Below are 17,063 nucleotides of genomic sequence, written 5' to 3'. Positions count from 1 at the left end.
CCGTATCCAGACAGGAACCAATCATGGACAGACTTGATGCCCTCCAGGCCCTGGTGCTATCGACGCGGCTGGGCAGTTTTGCCGCCGCCGCGCGTGAACTCGGCGTGACGCGCTCACAGATCAGCAAGCTCATTGCCTCGCTGGAAACCGAGTACGGCGGCGCGCTGTTTGTGCGCTCCACCCGCGCAATCGCCTTGACCAGCGCCGGCGCCACCTTGCACGACTACGCGGTGGACCTGCTGGCCATTGCCGCCGAAGCCCGCGAGTCCATGGCGGCCATTCGCGGCGCGGTGGCCGGGCCGCTGCGCGTCAACGCGCCCATGTCCTTCGGCAAGCTGGTGCTGGCGCCGCTGCTGTCGGAATTCCTGGCGCGGCATCCGCGGGTCGAGCTGCGCGTGGAGCTCAACGACCGCATGCTGGACCCCTATGAGACCGGTTTTGACCTCACCCTGCGCATCGCGCAGCTACCGGACTCTTCGCTGGCGGCGCGCCGCCTGTGCGACGTGCGCCGCGCCGTGTACGCCGCCCCGGCCTACCTGCGGGCGCACGGCACGCCCGCGTCACCCAAGGCCCTCGAGGCGCACCGCTGCCTGAACTACGCGCATGCCAACAAGGGGCACATCTGGCACCTCGGGAGAGGCCGGGAAACAGCGCACGTCGCCGTCGGCGGGCCGCTGTGCGCCAACAACGGCGACCTGCTGGTGGAGGCTGCCGTCGCGGGCGCCGGCTTGATCCTGCAGCCCGAGTTCCTGGCGGCCAGACACCTCGCGGCGGGCCGGCTGGTGCCGGTGTTGCCGCAGTGGCAGGAGTCGCCGGAGATCGCGCTCTACGCGCTGTACCCGGCGACGCGGCGCGTTCCCGTCACGGTGCGCGCCCTGATAGACCACCTGGCGGCGGCCTTGCCGCAAGCCATGTCGGCCGTTCAAGCGCCCGCGCCGCTAGCCTGACACGGCGCCCGCGCACTCCATGCTGAAACGGGGCGGCGCGCTGGGCCCCAGCAGCCAGTAGGTGGCCATGCGGCCCCGGCCCTTGACCTCGATAGGCTCGCGCGCGGCAAAGGCAAAATGCTGCCGCGTCTGCAGGTAGACCGCTTCGCTGACGTGGACGGCGCCAGGCTCGCCGCTGGCCTCCATGCGGCTGGCCACATTGACCGTGTCGCCCCAGACGTCGTAGAGAAAACGCTTGACGCCTATCACCCCCGCCACCGCGGGTCCCGCGTGCATGCCTATGCGCATGGCCAGCCGCGTGCCGTTGGCGGCGTTGTAGCGCCGCAAGGCCTCGCCCATGTCCAGCGCCAGCCGCCCCAGGCTGTCGAGCCGGTGGTGGGCCACCACCATGTAAGCATCGCCTATGGTCTTGATCTTTTCCAGCCCGTATTTTTCGACCAGGCCGTCAAAGGCAGAGAAGATCTGGTTCAGCACCAGCACCAGCGCGTCGGGCGGCAAGGCGCGTGAAAAACTCGTGAAGCCGGCGATGTCGGCGAACAGCACGCCCATGTTGTCGAACTTCACCGCGTTGACCTTGTCCTCGCGCTTGAGCTCATCGGCGATGGAGGCCGGCAGCACGTTGTACAGCACCTTGTCGGCGCGCGCGCATTCGCTCTCGGCGCGCTGCATCTCGGTGTACAACTCGGCATTGCGCGCCAGCATGAGCTTGTCGAGCGCCACGCACAGCACCAGGATGCAAAAGGGGTTGACCAGCGCGGCCAGGAGCTCCAGGCCCGCGTGCCCGCGCAGGGCGGCGGCCAGGCCCAGCGCCGCAAAGCTCAGCAGGTACATGGGCTTGCGCACCGGGCTGGGCGTGCACATGACGGCCGCGACAAAGGTCGCGCCCGCCGCATAGATGGACAAATCGCCCCACATCGCGCCATGGACGGCGCCTATCCAGGTGGCCAGCAGCATGGCGCCGGCGCATGCGGTATTGAGCGCGCCTTCCCGGCCGCGCAGCGAGGGCGCAAACCGGTCCGCCAGGATGACCGCGATGAAGAACAGCTCGGCCGTGAGCTGCCAGGCCAGCAGGCCGGCCACACCCGGCGGCCAGTGCTGCTGCGCGATGCTGAAGTATGTCGCGTCGGCGGCGAGCGCCGCCGGCGGCAACAGCCAGGCCACCGCCTTGCTGTAATACACGCCCTGTGCCCAGCTTTTCTGGACGAGCCAATCCCTGAACGGCTGCTGCGCCATGGTCATTCCTCCCTTGCGCCGCGCGGCATGGGCGCAGCATGCGGGGACCATACGGGCTGGCCGGGTGTAGGTCAACGGACATTGACCGCCCGCGGGCTTTTGATGTGCGAAGGCGAAAAAAAAAGCGCCCGAAGGCGCTTTTTATGGAGGACCGTGGCGAATTACTTCGAAACCACGCGCACCATTTCCAGGCACTTGTTGGAGTAGCCCCATTCGTTGTCGTACCAGGCCACGACCTTGACGAAGGTGCCGTCCAGCGCGATGCTGGCGTCGGCGTCAAACACGCTGGTGCAGGTCTCGCCGCGGAAATCGGTGGCGACCACCTTGTCTTCGGTGTAGCCCAGGATGCCCTTGAGCGCGCCTTCGCTTTGCGCCTTCATCTCGGCGCAGATTTCTTTCAGCGTGGCTTCCTTGTTGAGTTCGCAGGTCAGGTCGACCACCGAGACGTCGGAGGTCGGCACGCGGAAGGACATGCCGGTCAGCTTCTTGTTGAGCTCGGGGATCACCACGCCCACGGCCTTGGCCGCGCCGGTGGAAGAAGGAATGATGTTTTCCAGGATGCCGCGGCCGCCGCGCCAGTCCTTGTTACTCGGGCCGTCCACGGTTTTTTGCGTGGCGGTGGCAGCGTGCACAGTCGTCATCAGGCCGCGCTTGATGCCCCACTTGTCGTTGAGCACCTTGGCGACGGGCGCCAGGCAGTTGGTGGTGCAGCTGGCGTTGGAGATGATGGCCTCGCCCTTGTAGGTCTTGTCGTTGACGCCGAAGACGAACATCGGGGTGTCGTCTTTGGACGGCGCCGAAAAGATCACTTTCTTGGCGCCGGCGGCCAGGTGCTTCTCGCCGGAGGCTTTGTCCAGGAACAGGCCGGTCGATTCCAGCACCACGGTGGCGCCGATGTCGCCCCACTTGAGGTTGGCGGGGTCGCGTTCCTGCGTCAGGCGTATCTTCTTTCCGTTGACGATGAGGGTGTTGCCGTCGACGGACACGTCGCCTTCAAAGCGGCCGTGCACCGAGTCGTACTTCAGCATGTAAGCCAGGTAGTCGGGCTCGAGCAGGTCGTTGATGCCGACGATTTCGATGTCCTTAAAGCTCTTGATCGCCGAGCGGAACACGTTGCGGCCGATCCGGCCAAAACCATTGATACCAAGTTTGATCGTCATTTTCTGTTGCTCCTGGAAGTTGAAATTTCGTTGGATCGGCGGGCCGTGTACTGATGCGTGCGCTTATTTGCGCAGCACCGTGCGCACGGTGTCGGCGACGTTCTCAGCCGTGAAGCCGAAGTGTTTGAACAGCACCGGGGCGGGGGCGGACTCGCCGTAGCTGTCGATGCCGACCACGGCCGCGCAGCCGTATTTCCACCAGCCGTCGGTCGCGCCCATTTCCACCGCGATGCGGGGGATGCCTTCGGGCAGCACTTCGCTCTTGTAGGCGGTCTTCTGTTTGTCGAAGGTGGTGGTGCTGGGCATGGAGACCACACGCACGGCGATCTTGTGGGCGGCCAGCAGTTCCTGGGCCTTGAGCGCCAGCTGCACTTCGGAGCCGGTGGCGATGATCACGGCCTGGGCCTTTTTGGTGAGGCCCACTTCAACCGGTTCGGCCAGCACGTAGGCACCGCGGCTGATGTTGCCGAGGTCTTTTTTCGGTGCGTAGGGCAGGTTCTGGCGGCTCAGCAGCAGGGCGGTCGGCTTGCTCTTGTTCTCGAGCGCGACGGCCCAGGCGACGGCGGTTTCGGCCGTGTCGCCCGGACGCCAGACGTCCAGGTTGGGGATCAGGCGCAGGCTGGCGGCGTGCTCGATCGACTGGTGCGTCGGGCCGTCTTCGCCCAGGCCTATGGAGTCGTGGGTGAACACATGCACCACGCGCAGCTTCATCAGCGCGGCCATGCGGATGGCGTTGCGGCTGTAATCGCTGAAGGTCAGGAAGGTGCCGCCGTAGGGGATGTAGCCGCCGTGCAGCGCGATGCCGTTCATGATGGCGGCCATGCCGAATTCGCGCACGCCGTAGTTGATGTGGCGGCCTATGGCGCTCACGCCCTCGGCGTTGGGCGTCAGCACGACCTCGCCGTTCATGTCAAAACGCAGGCTGGGCGTGGACTTGGTGTTGGTGAGGTTGGAACCGGTCAGGTCGGCCGAGCCGCCCAGCATCTCGGGCAGGCCGGCGGTGAAGGCTTCGAGCGCGAGCTGCGAGGCCTTGCGCGAGGCCACGGTTTCGGCCTTGGTGTGCGCGCCAATGACGGTATCGACCGCAAGCTGCGCGAAGGCCTTGGGCAGCTCGCCCTTCATGCGGCGGACCAGTTCGGCGGCGAGTTCGGGGTGGGCGGCCTTGTAGGCGGCGAATTTCGCGTCCCAGGCGGCTTCCGCGGCCAGGCCCTTGGCCTTGGCGTCCCAGGCGTCGTAGGTTTCCTTCGGTACTTCAAACGGCGCGTAAGGCCAGTTCAGGGCTTCGCGCGTGAGCTTGATTTCCTCGGCGCCCAGCGGCTCGCCGTGGGCCTTGGCGGTGTTGGCGCGGTTCGGCGAGCCCTTGCCGATGTGGGTCTTGCAGATGATCAGCGTGGGCTTGTCATTTGATTTTTTCGCGCCTTCGATGGCCTGCGAGACCAGCTCGGCGTCGTGGCCGTCGATAGGGCCCAGCACGTTCCAGCCGTAGGCGGCAAAACGCACGGCGGTGTTGTCGATGAACCAGGGCGCGACCTGGCCGTCGATGGAGATGCCGTTGTCGTCGTACAGCGCGATCAGCTTGTTGAGCTTCCAGGCGCCGGCCAGGGCCGCGGCCTCGTGGCTGATGCCTTCCATCAGGCAGCCGTCGCCCATGAACACATAGGTGTTGTGGTCGACGACGCTGTGGCCTTCGCGGTTGAATTCCTTGGCGAGCAGCTTTTCAGCCAGCGCCATGCCGACCGCATTGGTTAGGCCCTGGCCCAGCGGGCCGGTGGTGGTTTCCACGCCGGGGGTGTAGCCGTATTCGGGGTGGCCGGGGGTCTTGCTGTGCAGCTGGCGGAAGTTTTTGAGTTCGGCTATGGGCAGTTTGTAACCGGTCAGGTGCAGCACGGCGTAAATCAGCATGGAGCCGTGGCCGTTGGAGAGCACAAAACGGTCGCGGTCGAACCAGTTGGGGTTGTGCGGGCTGTGCTTGAGGTGGCTGCCCCAGAGGGCGACGGCCATGTCGGCCATGCCCATGGGGGCGCCGGGATGTCCGGAATTGGCTTGTTGTACGGCGTCCATTGCGAGTGCGCGTATCGCATTCGCCATCATTTGCGTGTTTGCCATGTAGGCTGCTCCGGAGGGGGAAAGATCAGGGGTAACCCGGTATTTTACCGTCTGGCCCCAGCCCGGCGATTTGGCGGGATATGGAACCAAGTTACGGCCCGAACGGGGCCGCGCATCGTCTAAAGTCGGGGCATGCAAGGCCTACACCTGACCGCCGACCTTTACAAATGCCGCTGCGATCCCGCCTGGCTCACCGACGCCGCCCGCCTGGGCGACTGGTGCGTGCAGGCCGTGCAGGCCACCGGATTGCAGGCCGTCAACCAGCTGTTCCACACCTTCCCCGACACCGAGCACGGCCCGGGCGGCATCACCGCCACGGTGCTGCTGGCCGAATCGCATGTCTGCGTGCACACCTGGCCCGAACAAAAAGCCGTGACGCTGGACGTCTATGTCTGCAATTTCGGCGGCGACCACTCGGCCCGGGCGCGCAGCCTGATGGACGCGCTGGTGCGGCGCTTCAACCCGGAATGGACCGAGCAGCGCTCGCTGGACCGGGGGGATACGCAGTGAGCGGCCCCGCCATCAAAGCCATGATCATGGCCGCCGGCCGCGGCGAACGCATGCGCCCGCTGACCGACAGCACGCCCAAGCCCCTGCTCAAGGTGCGCGGCAAGCCGCTGATAGCCTGGCACACCGAAGCGCTGGCGCGCGGCGGTTTCACCGAGCTGGTGATCAACACCGCCTGGCTCGGTGAGCAGATTGAGAACCACTTCGGGCAGCAAAGCCGTACGCCGCTGTCCATCGCCTATTCACATGAAGGCCTGGATTTCGGCGGCGCGCTGGAAACCGCGGGCGGCATCGCGCGGGCGCTGCCGCTGCTGGGCGAGGTGTTCTGGCTGCTGGCCGGCGACGTGTTTGTGCCGGGCTTTGAGTTCACGCAGGCCGCGGTAGACCGTTTCGCTGCCGGCGGCAAGCTGACGCATCTCTGGCTGGTGCCCAACCCGCCCCACAACCCCAAAGGCGATTTCGGCCTGGGCGCCGACGGCCTGGCGCTGAACCTGCCTAAAGACAGTGCTGAGCCAAAGTTCACCTACAGCACCATAGGCCTTTATCGCCGGGAATTCTTCGACACGATGCCCTTCGGCAACCCGCAGGGCCTGAAAGCCCCACTGGCGCCGCTGCTGCGCGCGGCGATGGACAATGGCCGGGTCAGCGCCGAGCTGTACCCCGGGCCCTGGACCGACGTGGGCACGCCGGCCCGGCTGGACGAGCTGAACCAGGCAAGCACCACACACTGAACAACAACCCAAAAAAAGCGCAGCGCACCATGAGCACCACCACGATTTACCAGAAACGCCGTGCCGCCGTGGCCCGCGCGCTCAAGGCGGCAGGCGGCGGCATCGCCCTGCTGCCCACCGCACGCGAATACCCGCGCAACCGCGACACCGACTTTCCGTACCGGCACGACAGCTATTTCTACTACCTGACAGGCTTTGACGAGCCTGACAGTTGGCTGGTGATAGACGCCAGCGGCAAGACCACGCTGTTTTGCCGCCCCAAGGACCTGGAGCGCGAAATCTGGGACGGCATACGCCTGGGACCCAAGGCCGCGCCGGCCCGGCTGGGCGTGGACGCGGCCTTCAGCACCGAGGCGCTGGATGCGCAGATGCCGGCCCTGCTGGCCAACAGGAGGTCGGTATGGTTCCCGTTTGCCACGCACGAGGGCCTGGACGCGCGCGTGGACGGCTGGCTGGACAAGGTGCGCGCCCGCGTGCGCCTGGGCGATGAATGCCCGCAAAGCCGCAACGACCTGTGCGGCGTGCTCGACGAAATGCGCCTCTTCAAGGACAGCCATGAGATCGGTATCCTGCGCCGCGCCGGAAAAATTTCAGCCGGCGCGCATGTGCGGGCCATGCAGGCCTCGGCGGCCATGCTGCGCAACCCCGTCAAGGGCGGCCTGCGCGAATACCACCTGGAGGCCGAGCTGCTGCACGAGTTCCGCCGCAACGGTTCGCAGTTTCCGGCCTACACCAGCATCGTGGCGGCAGGCGCCAATGCCTGCGTGCTGCACTACCGCGCCGGGGATGCCGAACTCAAGGCCGGCGAGCTGTGCCTGATAGACGCCGGCTGCGAGCTCGACGGCTACGCCAGCGACATCACGCGCACCTTCCCGGCCGGCGGCACCTTCACGCCGGCCCAGCGCAGGCTGTACGACATCGTGGTGGAGTCCCAGTACGCCGCGGTCAAGGCCACCAAACCCGGCAAGCGCTTCAACGACCCGCACGAGGCCGCGCTGCGCGTGCTGGCCCAGGGCATGCTCGACACCGGCCTGCTGCCCAAGGCCAAACACGGCAAGGTCGACGACGTGCTCGAGTCCGGCGCGTACCGCCAGTTTTACATGCACCGCACCAGCCACTGGATGGGCATGGACGTGCACGACTGCGGCGACTACACCGAGCCCGGCAGCAAACCCCGCCCCGACAAGGACGCGATGAACCAGCCCATCATGCGCAAGCCCTCGCGCATCCTGCGGCCCGGCATGGTGATGACGATAGAGCCAGGCCTGTATGTTCGCCCTGGGAAGAACGTTCCCAAGGAGTTCTGGAACATTGGTATCCGGATTGAGGATGATGCCCTGGTGACGGCCAAGGGCTGTGAGCTGATGACGCGGGGGGTGCCAGTCAATGGGGATGAGATTGAGCGCCTGATGCGCGCATGAACGGCCTTGCCGCGGCGAGGCACTCCCATTGACGGATTCCATCAACTGGCAAAACTTCAATGACGGCCTTTTGCAAGGCCGGCTACAGGAGTGCCGCGCCTTTCTTGACGGAGTGCACCACAGCGAATCCGGCACGCCAGAATATTGGGCCGGCCGGGCGGACGCGCATTACCGCGCGAGCGAGTTCACCCAGGCCCTGGACCTGTACCTCAAGACCGGCCATGACTTCCCCGGCTATGTGAACCACCGCTACCACCTGACCGACGTCTGCGCCCAGCTGGGGCTGCGCGAACTGGGCCGGCTCGAGCTGGCGCGCATGGCGGAGCGGGCGGGCATGCATCCCGGGCTGAATGCGCAAATGTTTGCCGAAGGCTGGTCGCCCCTGGGCTTCGACAAGGAAACCCTGGCGCTGGAGCCGGGCAATTCCTGCGGGGAGCTCAACCATCACATGCGGCTCATGATGGCGGCGCAAAGCCGCATGCGCCTGCACGGCATTGCCGGCGGGGTGCCGGCTTATCACGAAAGCTACTGCACACCGGCGGCCTGGAACTGCATGTACCCGCAGTTCGATACCGGCACTTACTGGAACGGCGGCAAGGAGCTGCCCCGGGTTTTGCGGCTGGAGGGGCGCGGCGGGATCGGCGACCGCATGCAGTGGCTGCGGTATGCGGCCATCCTCGCATGCGCGGGCGTGCAGGTCGAGCTGACCGGCTGGGATCCGGACGTGCTACAGCTTCTGCCGGCCGAGCGTGACGAGGTCGCGCCCTTGCTGGCGCAGCGCGGCTACCACCTGGGCGCTTCCGGTGAGGCCCTGTGGACGGACCCTTTCACCCTGTTTGCGGCGCTTTTCCCGGACTTCGGCTATGCCGCCAGAAGCCGCTACGTGGCAAAGTCGCCCGCGTACCAGGACACGGCGCTGCTGGATTCGATTCGCGCCAACGCCGGGGGCCGGCCCTGCGTCGGGCTTTTCTGGTCGGCCAATGAAAGCCCGGCCATGTTCGGCAGCAGAAGCCTGAAGCTGCAGCAACTCCACGAACTGCTGGCGATGCACGAGGTGCACTGGGTGGTCTTTCAGCGCGGTTACCAGCGCACGCGCTGGCTTGAAGACTCCCGCAGCCGGGACACCCGGCATTTCACGACGGTTCCGGTATCGCTGCCCTTCGACCGCAGCATCGCGCTGGCCGGCGAGCTCGATGCGCTGGTCAGCATCGACAGCGGGCTGCTCCACGGCGCGGCTGCCATGGGAACGCCGACGATTCTGCTGGCCAACCATGCGGCCGAGTGGCGCTGGGAAAAACACCCCACGGCGTCGCCGTGGTACCCGGGCATGTCCATCGCAAGAGCCCCGGCGCTGGGTGCCTGGGAAGAGGCGGCGGGCATTGCCGGCGAGGCGCTGCGCCGGCAGTTCAGCGGCGCCGCCGCGCCGGGCACCTGATCTCGGGCCGGCCTGCCTCCTCCAGATTTTTGCGCAACCGGGAAAACCTGCCATGACCTTTGTTTCTCGCCCCCTGCCTTTTGTCCTGGCTTCCTCCAACCACGGAACCATGATCGTCAACCGCAACGACTACCACATGGTCAACGACACGGACGGCTATGGCGTCGGGCACCAGATTTTCCAGAACTCCCAGTTCGATCCGCAGGAAGTCGCCATGGTCCTGCAGCTGCTGACCTTGCGCCGGGAGCTTTTCGGGGACGGGGTGGCCGCGCTGGACATAGGCGCCAACATCGGCGTTCACACCGTCGAGTGGGCCAGGCATATGCATGGCTGGGGCAAGGTCATCGCCGTCGAAGCCCAGGAACGAATTTTTTACGCCCTCGCCGGCAACATCGCCATCAACAACTGCTTCAACGCGGAGGCCCATCACGCCGCGCTTGGCGCGCAGGAAGGCGAGCTGAAAATTCCCAGGCCCGACTACCTCAAGCCCGCGAGCTTCGGCTCGCTCGAATTGCGCCAGAGCGAGAAAAACGAATTCATCGGGCAGCCCATCGACTATTCGGCCCAGGGCAGCCAGACGGTCAGGATGATCACGGTGGACGGCCTGAAGCTCCCCCGCCTGGACTTCATCAAGATGGACATCGAGGGCATGGAACTCGAAGGCCTGGCCGGTGCGCTCAAAACCCTCGAAGCCCACAAACCCCAGATGCTGATCGAGTCGCTCAAAACCGACGGCGAGGCGCTGCGCCGCCTGCTCGATGCGCAGGGTTACCGGCAATACCAGATGGGGATCAATGTTCTTGCGATCCATGCGGGGGATCCCTCGCTTGGGAAGGTGGCGATTACGCCGTACTCGGCTTGAGAAGTTTGCCGGGTCTTGCGCCGGCGGGCGCGCTCTCTCCCTTCTCTCCTTCTCCTCTCTTCGTCTTTCTGCTTACTCTGCTGAGGGTGGTTGGCCGGGGCGAGACCCGGCCAGCCGCTCTCAGCAGAGAAAAGAGGAGATGGAGGAGAAGAGCGCACTCAGCCGGAGCAAGACCCGGCTAAACCAACCCCATCCCCCGCCGGTGCCCTTGCGTAAACGCCTCCTCAAACACCGAATACCCCGACAAATCACTGTGCGCAAAATGCAAGCGCTGCCAGGGCACAGGCAAAACCCTCTGTAGCGCCCGCAGTGCCGCGCTGCTGCGAACGCCAGGCACCGGCGTACTCATCGCATGCCCATACCGCATGACATCCATGCGCGTGACCTTGCCGGGCAGGTCGGGGTGCGGCACCGAGAGTTCAGCCAGCACGCTGTCGCGCCAGTGTGTCCAGGGCCGTTCGTACAAGGTTTTGCGGCCGGCCGTGCCTATGCCAAAGGCGCGGTAATAGGTGAGCACCGTGGCGCCGGGCACGGCCTGCAGGCTCTGGTGTGTGGCGTCGACATAGCCCAGGCCGGGCTTGTCGCCGTAGATCACGTTGTCCCAGCTGGGCGCGGCGCCTGGCCTGTCGTGCAGGGCCTCATCGATGTGCAGGTTGGCGACCAGCCAGGGCGCGTAACGCAGCTGGCCGGCGGCTTCGCCCAGCGCAGGCGGCGGGTTTTCGACGACACGCGCGGCCACGAACAGGGGCAGGGCCAGGATGCATTGCTCGGCCTGCCAGCGTTCCACCGACTGCGTGGCCGCATTGAAGGCATCGACCTCCACGCCGTGCCGGCCCGCGGCGACGCGGATCACGATGCGGCCTGTGTGCAGACGCTCGCCCAGCGGTGCGGCCAGTTTCCGGGTCAGCCAGCCGTTGCCCTCGGGCCAGGTCAGCACGCCGGCATCGCGCTCGGCCGAAGGCGGCTCGCCGGGCGCCTGGAAGCCGTGGCGGCTCGCGAAGTAGTGGATGCCGGCCCAGGCCGAGACGCTGTCCAGGCCCGCGCCGTAGTCGTCGCGGCAGCAGTAGTCCAGGTACCAGCGCAGCGGCGCGCGCGTGAGCTGCTGCTGGTCCAGCCAGGCTTCAAAGGTCAGGGCGTCGAGCGCGCGGTGTTGCGGCGCCGTTGCGCCGGCTGACAGCGGAATCGAAAAAGGCGCGGCGGCCGAGGCTTGCTGCACCAGGCGCGCAAAACGCTGGTAGTCGGCCAGCAAAGCGATATCCATCTCCGGCAGGGGCAGCAGTCCCTCCTGCCACTGGCCGTGGATGAAGAGGCGCTCCTGCGGGCTGTGGCACAGATGGCGCTCGTCATACTCCCAGCGCCCGGCCACGCGCCGGCGCAGCGACAGCTCTTCCAGCAGGTCCTGCACGTCGCGCGCGGCGTCGCCGGGCACCGGCAGGTAGTGCGCGCCCAGGGGACACGGCAGGCCACCGACCACGCCGCCGCGGCTGTTGCCGCCGGCGCTGTCCTCCAGCTCCAGCATGGCGAAATCGTCCATGCCGCGCAGGCGCAGCGCGCGCGCCGCCGCGAGGCCGGCAACGCCGCCGCCGGCAATCAGCACACGGGTGCGCCGGGTGACGGAGGGAGCGGGCCAGGTGCGGTCTTTGCCGGGCTCGCCGGGCCGCAGCAGGTGGCCGCGTTCATGGTTCGCGCCCAGGAAGCCGCCTTCGATCTGTCGGGTCTCCTTGCAGCCCAGCAGCGGCAGCGTGGAGGCCGCCAGAAAGTCACGGCGCTTCAACGCAGCACCTTGCCCCATTCCTGCTCATAGCTGTGCACCAGTTCCTGGTTGGAGAGCCGGTTGACCGGCGCCGGCACGCGGGCCATGTCAACCGGAAAGTCAAACAGCAGCGGCAGGGTTTGCGCATCCAGGAAACGCAGGCCGGCCGGCAGGGCACCGGTTTGCGTCGTAGGGCTGAAAGGCCGGCGGCTGGCGACCACAAAACCCCATTCGCCAAAACTGGGCACATTGGCGTGGTAAGGCGCGGTCTTCAAGCCCACGGCCTCCAGCGTGGCCACCACCGTCCAGAAGCTGCGGCGCGCCACCAGCGGCGAGGTGGTCTGGATCACGGCATAACCGCTGGCCGACAAGTGCCGGTCCAGCAGCGCGTAAAACGAGTTGGTGTAGAGCTTGCCGATCGAAAAATTGGTGGGGTCCGGGAAGTCGACCACGATGATGTCGAACATGTCCGCGCTTTTGTCCAGCCACTGGAAGGCGTCGGCGTTCACCACCTTCACCTTGGGCGACAGCAGCGCCTCGCCGTTCAGGCGCTTCAAGGCCGGCTGCTGGCTGAAGAGATCCGTCATGGCCGGGTCCAGCTCGACCAGCGTGACACTCTCCACGCTGGGGTACTTGAGGATCTCGCGCACCGCCATGCCGTCGCCGCCGCCCAGCACGGCGACTTTTTTGGGCGCGCCGTGCGCGCTCATCACCGGGTGCACCAGCGCCTCGTGGTAGCGGTATTCGTCGCGCTCGGCAAACTGCAGGTTGCCGTTGAGGAACAGCCTGTGGCCGCCACGGCCGTTGGTCACCACGATGCGCTGGTAAGGCGTGGTGGCGGTGAAGACCACGCGGTCCTGGTAGAAATGGTCTTCGGCCAGCGTGGTGATCTGGTTGGCGCCCGCAAAACCGGCCGCCAATGCGCATAAGACGGCGAAGCAGGCGACGGCATGCGACCTGAGGTGCCGCAGCTCAGCGCGAAACAGCCACAGCGCCCACAGCGCGACAGCCGCATTCATGAGGCCGAACAGCAGGCCGGTGCGTATCAGGCCCAGATGCGGCACCAGCACCAGTGGAAAAGCCAGCGACACGGCCAGCGCGCCCAGGTAATCGAAGGTCAGCACCTGCGAGACCAGCTCCTTGAGCGCCACGTTGCGCCGCAGTATGCGCATGACCAGCGGAATCTCCAGCCCCACCAGCGTGCCCACCAGCAGCACCAGGGCATACAGCAAAAACCGGAATGCGCCGGGCACATAGGCATTGGCCAGAAACAGCAGGGCCGGCAAGGCGCCGCCCACCAGCGCCACCATCAATTCAATGCGCAAAAAATGCGCGGGCAGCTGCCGCTCGAAAAACCGCGACAGCCAGGAGCCTATGCCCATGGCGAACAGATAGCTGCCGATGATGGTCGAAAACTGCAGCACCGAGTCGCCGAGCAGGTAAGAAGCCAAGGCCCCCGCAGCGAGCTCATACACCAGCCCGCATGCCGCCACGACAAAGACGCTGGCCAGCAGCGCGACCTCGAGAGGGCGCGGGGTGGGGGGAGTAGGTGACTCAGTGTTCAAAATGAAACCGAAGGTGGAAGAAAAAACGCGATGCGAAGCGAGCCGGTCAAAACAGCGGCGCGTAGGGCGTAGCGAGCGGGCCGCGGGCAAGGCGGACGGAGCGGACGAACCGGAACGTACTTGAAGTACGTGAGGATTCGGAGCACCGGACCAACGCCGCCCCCGGTCCGCGCAGTAGCCGGGAAAGATCAGCCGTGGATGGCGGCGGCTACTATGACACAGATGCCTAGCGCCATCGCGGCGACAACCAGCGCCAGCGCCACATTCTGCTTCTCGACAATCTCCAGCCACAGGTCATAGGGCGTCATCTTGTCGATGATGACAAAGCTGAGCCAGAAGATGACCACGCCTATCAGCGCGAAAAGTATCGAGCCCAGGAAAGCCGCGGGTTTAAGCCATTCAAGTCCCATGATGGTCTCCAGAAAAGGTCTGCCAGCTTGCGCAGAAGACAAAGAAGCAAAAAGAGGCGGCCTTCATTTGTGGCCGCCCCCGCCGGAAAAACCGCCGAACGAGCCGCCCGAACTGCGCGAGCTGCTGGACGAGGAACAATTTTCATACTTCGGGTCGCAGCTTGAGCAGCGGCCTATGACAAACAGCAGCACCAGTATCAGCAACACCACGATGATGATGGTGCCGCAGCCCATGCCGGCCGAGCTGCTCAGGGGCTTGGCGTCCGAGCGTTTGAACAAGTCCTTCTTGCCCTCGAGCTTGAAGGCCTTGGCGACCAGATCGCCGTCCAGCTTGCTGCCGCTGGACCAGGTGATCTCATTGGGCGCTTCTTCCTGCGAAAGCAGGGCGCTGCCGCTCGCGAAATCGCGGTTAAACGTTTTCTGCCCGCGCTGAACCTGCCAGTAAAACTCACCGGCGACATAAGTCGTCTCGGCGCTGTAGCTGCTTTGCAGCGGGTAGTTTGTCTTGAGGTAGACGGCGCTGTTCTGGCCGGGCTTGAAGATAGGCGCACCCGTGACCGGCTTGACCAGGCTCCAGCCGTCTTCGGAATCCACCAGGAAGGTGAAGCCGCGCTTCTGGTTGTAGAGCAGGTATTCATCCCAGCCGAAGTGCTCGTCCGGGTCGTCGGCCTCGTAGCCCATGCGGTGCTGGAAACCCACGACCTGCCACTGCACGCCTTGCAATTGGCCTGTGCTGCCCAGAGCGATCAGCGGGCTGACGGGCTCGTCCTGGATCGCGTGCTTGAGCGCGGCGCCCGTGCCCTGCGTGAGGTCGATGATGCTGTTGCAGGAACGGCAGGTAATGCTTTTGCTGCCGGCCAGCGTGACCTCGACAGGTGCACCGCAATTCGGGCAGCTGAACTGCTTGCCGCTTTCGTCCTTGGCGGATTCGTCCTTCAGGCCCGTGAGTTTCAAGTCGTCCAGCAGCACGGAGCGGCCCAGTGACAGCACGGGCGCGCCGCCGGTGGCAACGGTGCCGTAGTCGACGCTGAGCACGTCGCCGTCGGCGCTGCGCAGCTCCACCATCGCAAAGGGCGAGCCCAATGCCGGCAGGCGCGGCAGCTCGCCCTGGGCCGAGAGCAGCGACACACGTTCGTTGGACGCCACGCTGAAGGGCTTGGCATTGATGGCCGTGGTCGCGCCCACGCGGAAATTCTCGGCCGGCGGCACGGCGCGCTGCAGGCTGGTGGGCAGGCTGAAGACATAGGCGCCGTTGTCTTCGCTCAGGAAGGCGGCTTTGCCGTCGTCCAGCACCGCGTACCACTCGGTCCAGGTACCTTGCGCGTACTGGTATTGCAGCCGGCCGACCAGCGTGAAATTGCGGCCTTGCCAGGTCCCTGAGGCCTGCAGCTGCAGCGGGCTGAAGTCATTGAACAGCTCGGCCATCTTGCCGATGCGCGACAAGGTGTCGCCGTCGCGCACGACGGTGCTCTGGCAATAGCCGCACACCGCGTGCGTGGACTGCGCGCTGCGAAATTCAACGGGCGCGCCGCAGCCGGGGCACGGCGCGCGGTAGGCGCGTTGCGGAGTGACGTCAGTCACGGCAGATGAAGGTCAACGCCAGACAGAGGACTCGCGCAGCGAAGGGCCGCCCCGAGCAAGCGACGGCCCCCGAGGGGCTGGAGCCCGCGGCTCCAAAGCTGCTTGAGCAGCTTTGGACGGGCGACAGAGGCGAAGCGTCTCGCGAGCCGCGGCCTGCAAGGCCTCGCGTAGTACACGAAGTGACAAGCGTGGGGGCCACATTCTCAGACCAGCTTCTTGAGCAGCTCGGCCTTCTTGGCGTCGAACTCTTCCTGCGTGAGTATGCCCTTGGCCTTGAGTTCGCCGAGTTTCTCGAGCGTGGCCATCACGTCGTCGGGCTTCACGGCCGCCGCCGCCGCGGCGGCCTGGGCCGCGTTGCCACCGCCCTGCAGGCCTTGCTGCAGGTTTTGCGCGAGCACCTGGCCCAGCGCGACGCCGGCGCCCAGGCCCATGGCGTCGCCGGCAATGCCGCCGCCCGAGCCCGCGCCCTCGGCGAATTTGGGAATCGCCTGCGCCGTCTGGTACTGCATGAACTTGCCCATGTCGTTGCCGACCATGCCCATGCCGATTTTCTGGTCCAGGATTTTTTGCAGCTCTTCGGGCAGCGAGAGGTTCTGCACCGTCATGCCTTCGAGCTTCAAGCCTATTTTTGCAAACTCGGGCACGAGTTGCGCCGCCAGCGCCTGCGCAAACACGAGCTGGTTCGCGGCCAGGTCCAGGAAAGCGATGTTGCTGGAGGCGATGGCGGCGGAAATATTCTGCAGCACCAGGCCGCGCAGCTGGCCGTCAAGCTCGTCGGTGGTGTAGCGATCACGCGTGCCCGAGATTTCGCTGTGGAAAAGCTTGGGATCGGCGATGCGGAAGTTGTAGTTGCCGAAGGCACGCAGGCGCACGGCGCCGAAATCCTTGTCGCGAATCGTGATGGGCTGGGGCGTGCCCCATTTCTGGTCTATCTGCTGGCGGGTGCTGAAGAAATAAACGTCGCTCTTGAAAGGCGACTCGAACAGCTTGTCCCAGTTCTTGAGGTAGGTCAGCACCGGGATGGTCTGCGTGGTCAGCTTGTACATGCCGGGGCCGAACACGTCGGCGACCTTGCCTTCGTTGACAAACACCGCCATCTGCGACTCGCGCACGGTCAGCGAGGCGCCGTACTGGATCTCCATGTCGGCCATCGGGAAGCGCCAGGCCAGGGTTCCGTCGCCGGCCTCGGTCCACTGGATGATGTCGATGAACTGTTTCTTGATGAAGTCCATTAAGGCCATGGCGCGCTCCCTTTGAAGTGAGTTGTCGGCCACATGATAACCGCCGGAAATGGCGCCCGGGCAGCCATTTCTGTCCGCCAAAACAGGCCGGAAAAGAAAAGCGGCGCCGGA

Annotated in this window: 14 protein-coding genes; 6 read left to right on the top strand and 8 right to left on the bottom strand. The window is 65.6% G+C overall.

Annotated features, from left to right (window positions below; all coding sequences use genetic code 11):
• Window positions 1-23: 23 nt before the first annotated feature.
• Window positions 24-947 carry a LysR family transcriptional regulator gene (locus ACEN9P_RS11585; protein WP_495622022.1) on the top strand — a complete coding sequence of 308 codons (924 nt, stop codon included), beginning with the start codon at window positions 24-26 and terminating at the stop codon, window positions 945-947.
• On the opposite strand, the gene ACEN9P_RS11580 is transcribed toward ACEN9P_RS11585, so the two are convergent.
• The 3 genes from ACEN9P_RS11580 to tkt all read right to left on the bottom strand — a co-directional run bounded on the left by ACEN9P_RS11580 (window position 939) and on the right by tkt (window position 5,446).
• Window positions 939-2,180, bottom strand: coding sequence for an adenylate/guanylate cyclase domain-containing protein (locus ACEN9P_RS11580; protein ID WP_477662214.1), 1,242 nt, complete (start codon window positions 2,178-2,180; stop codon window positions 939-941). The genes ACEN9P_RS11585 and ACEN9P_RS11580 overlap by 9 nt on opposite strands.
• Window positions 2,181-2,341: 161 nt before the next feature.
• Window positions 2,342-3,340, bottom strand: coding sequence for a type I glyceraldehyde-3-phosphate dehydrogenase (gene gap, locus ACEN9P_RS11575; RefSeq protein ID WP_477662213.1), 999 nt, complete (start codon window positions 3,338-3,340; stop codon window positions 2,342-2,344).
• A gap of 63 nt (window positions 3,341-3,403) precedes the next feature.
• The gene (gene tkt, locus ACEN9P_RS11570; protein ID WP_495622021.1) at window positions 3,404-5,446 is read right to left on the bottom strand and encodes a transketolase; all 2,043 of its coding nucleotides are present in this window, start codon (window positions 5,444-5,446) and stop codon (window positions 3,404-3,406) included.
• 132 nt (window positions 5,447-5,578) lie between these two features.
• Between tkt and speD the strand changes: the two genes are divergently transcribed.
• From speD to ACEN9P_RS11545, 5 genes are read left to right on the top strand one after another with little or no spacing between them, the layout of a single operon-like run.
• On the top strand, window positions 5,579-5,956 hold the full coding sequence (speD, locus tag ACEN9P_RS11565; RefSeq protein ID WP_007871879.1) for an adenosylmethionine decarboxylase: 378 nt from the start codon (window positions 5,579-5,581) through the stop codon (window positions 5,954-5,956).
• A 20-nt stretch (window positions 5,957-5,976) separates the two neighbouring features.
• Window positions 5,977-6,684, top strand: coding sequence for an N-acetylmuramate alpha-1-phosphate uridylyltransferase MurU (murU, locus tag ACEN9P_RS11560; protein WP_495622168.1), 708 nt, complete (start codon window positions 5,977-5,979; stop codon window positions 6,682-6,684).
• A gap of 29 nt (window positions 6,685-6,713) precedes the next feature.
• Entirely contained in the window at window positions 6,714-8,105 is a 1,392-nt protein-coding gene (locus ACEN9P_RS11555) for an aminopeptidase P N-terminal domain-containing protein (RefSeq protein WP_495622020.1), read from the top strand.
• 28 nt (window positions 8,106-8,133) lie between these two features.
• Window positions 8,134-9,540, top strand: a complete 1,407-nt coding sequence (locus ACEN9P_RS11550) for a hypothetical protein (protein ID WP_495622019.1) — start codon at window positions 8,134-8,136, stop codon at window positions 9,538-9,540.
• Window positions 9,541-9,592: 52 nt separating this feature from the next.
• Window positions 9,593-10,402 carry an FkbM family methyltransferase gene (locus ACEN9P_RS11545; RefSeq protein ID WP_477662208.1) on the top strand — a complete coding sequence of 270 codons (810 nt, stop codon included), beginning with the start codon at window positions 9,593-9,595 and terminating at the stop codon, window positions 10,400-10,402.
• 178 nt (window positions 10,403-10,580) lie between these two features.
• On the opposite strand, the gene ACEN9P_RS11540 is transcribed toward ACEN9P_RS11545, so the two are convergent.
• The 5 genes from ACEN9P_RS11540 to ACEN9P_RS11520 all read right to left on the bottom strand — a co-directional run bounded on the left by ACEN9P_RS11540 (window position 10,581) and on the right by ACEN9P_RS11520 (window position 16,952).
• Entirely contained in the window at window positions 10,581-12,194 is a 1,614-nt protein-coding gene (locus ACEN9P_RS11540) for an FAD-dependent oxidoreductase (protein ID WP_495622018.1), read from the bottom strand.
• Window positions 12,173-13,720, bottom strand: a complete 1,548-nt coding sequence (locus ACEN9P_RS11535) for a polyamine aminopropyltransferase (protein ID WP_495622017.1) — start codon at window positions 13,718-13,720, stop codon at window positions 12,173-12,175. The genes ACEN9P_RS11540 and ACEN9P_RS11535 overlap by 22 nt, the downstream gene beginning before the upstream one ends.
• A gap of 188 nt (window positions 13,721-13,908) precedes the next feature.
• Window positions 13,909-14,130, bottom strand: coding sequence for a DUF350 domain-containing protein (locus ACEN9P_RS11530; RefSeq protein WP_477662205.1), 222 nt, complete (start codon window positions 14,128-14,130; stop codon window positions 13,909-13,911).
• A gap of 63 nt (window positions 14,131-14,193) precedes the next feature.
• A complete protein-coding gene (locus tag ACEN9P_RS11525) occupies window positions 14,194-15,711 on the bottom strand; it encodes a DUF4178 domain-containing protein (RefSeq protein WP_477662204.1) in 1,518 nt (505 codons plus the stop codon).
• 203 nt (window positions 15,712-15,914) lie between these two features.
• A complete protein-coding gene (locus tag ACEN9P_RS11520; RefSeq protein WP_495622016.1) occupies window positions 15,915-16,952 on the bottom strand; it encodes an SPFH domain-containing protein in 1,038 nt (345 codons plus the stop codon).
• Between the last annotated feature and the right edge of the window lie 111 nt (window positions 16,953-17,063).

The sequence above is a fragment of the Polaromonas sp. Polasp52 genome (assembly GCF_059491565.1).
Note: the sequence above shows the minus strand (reverse complement) of the source record. Positions and strands in the feature narration are given on the sequence as shown.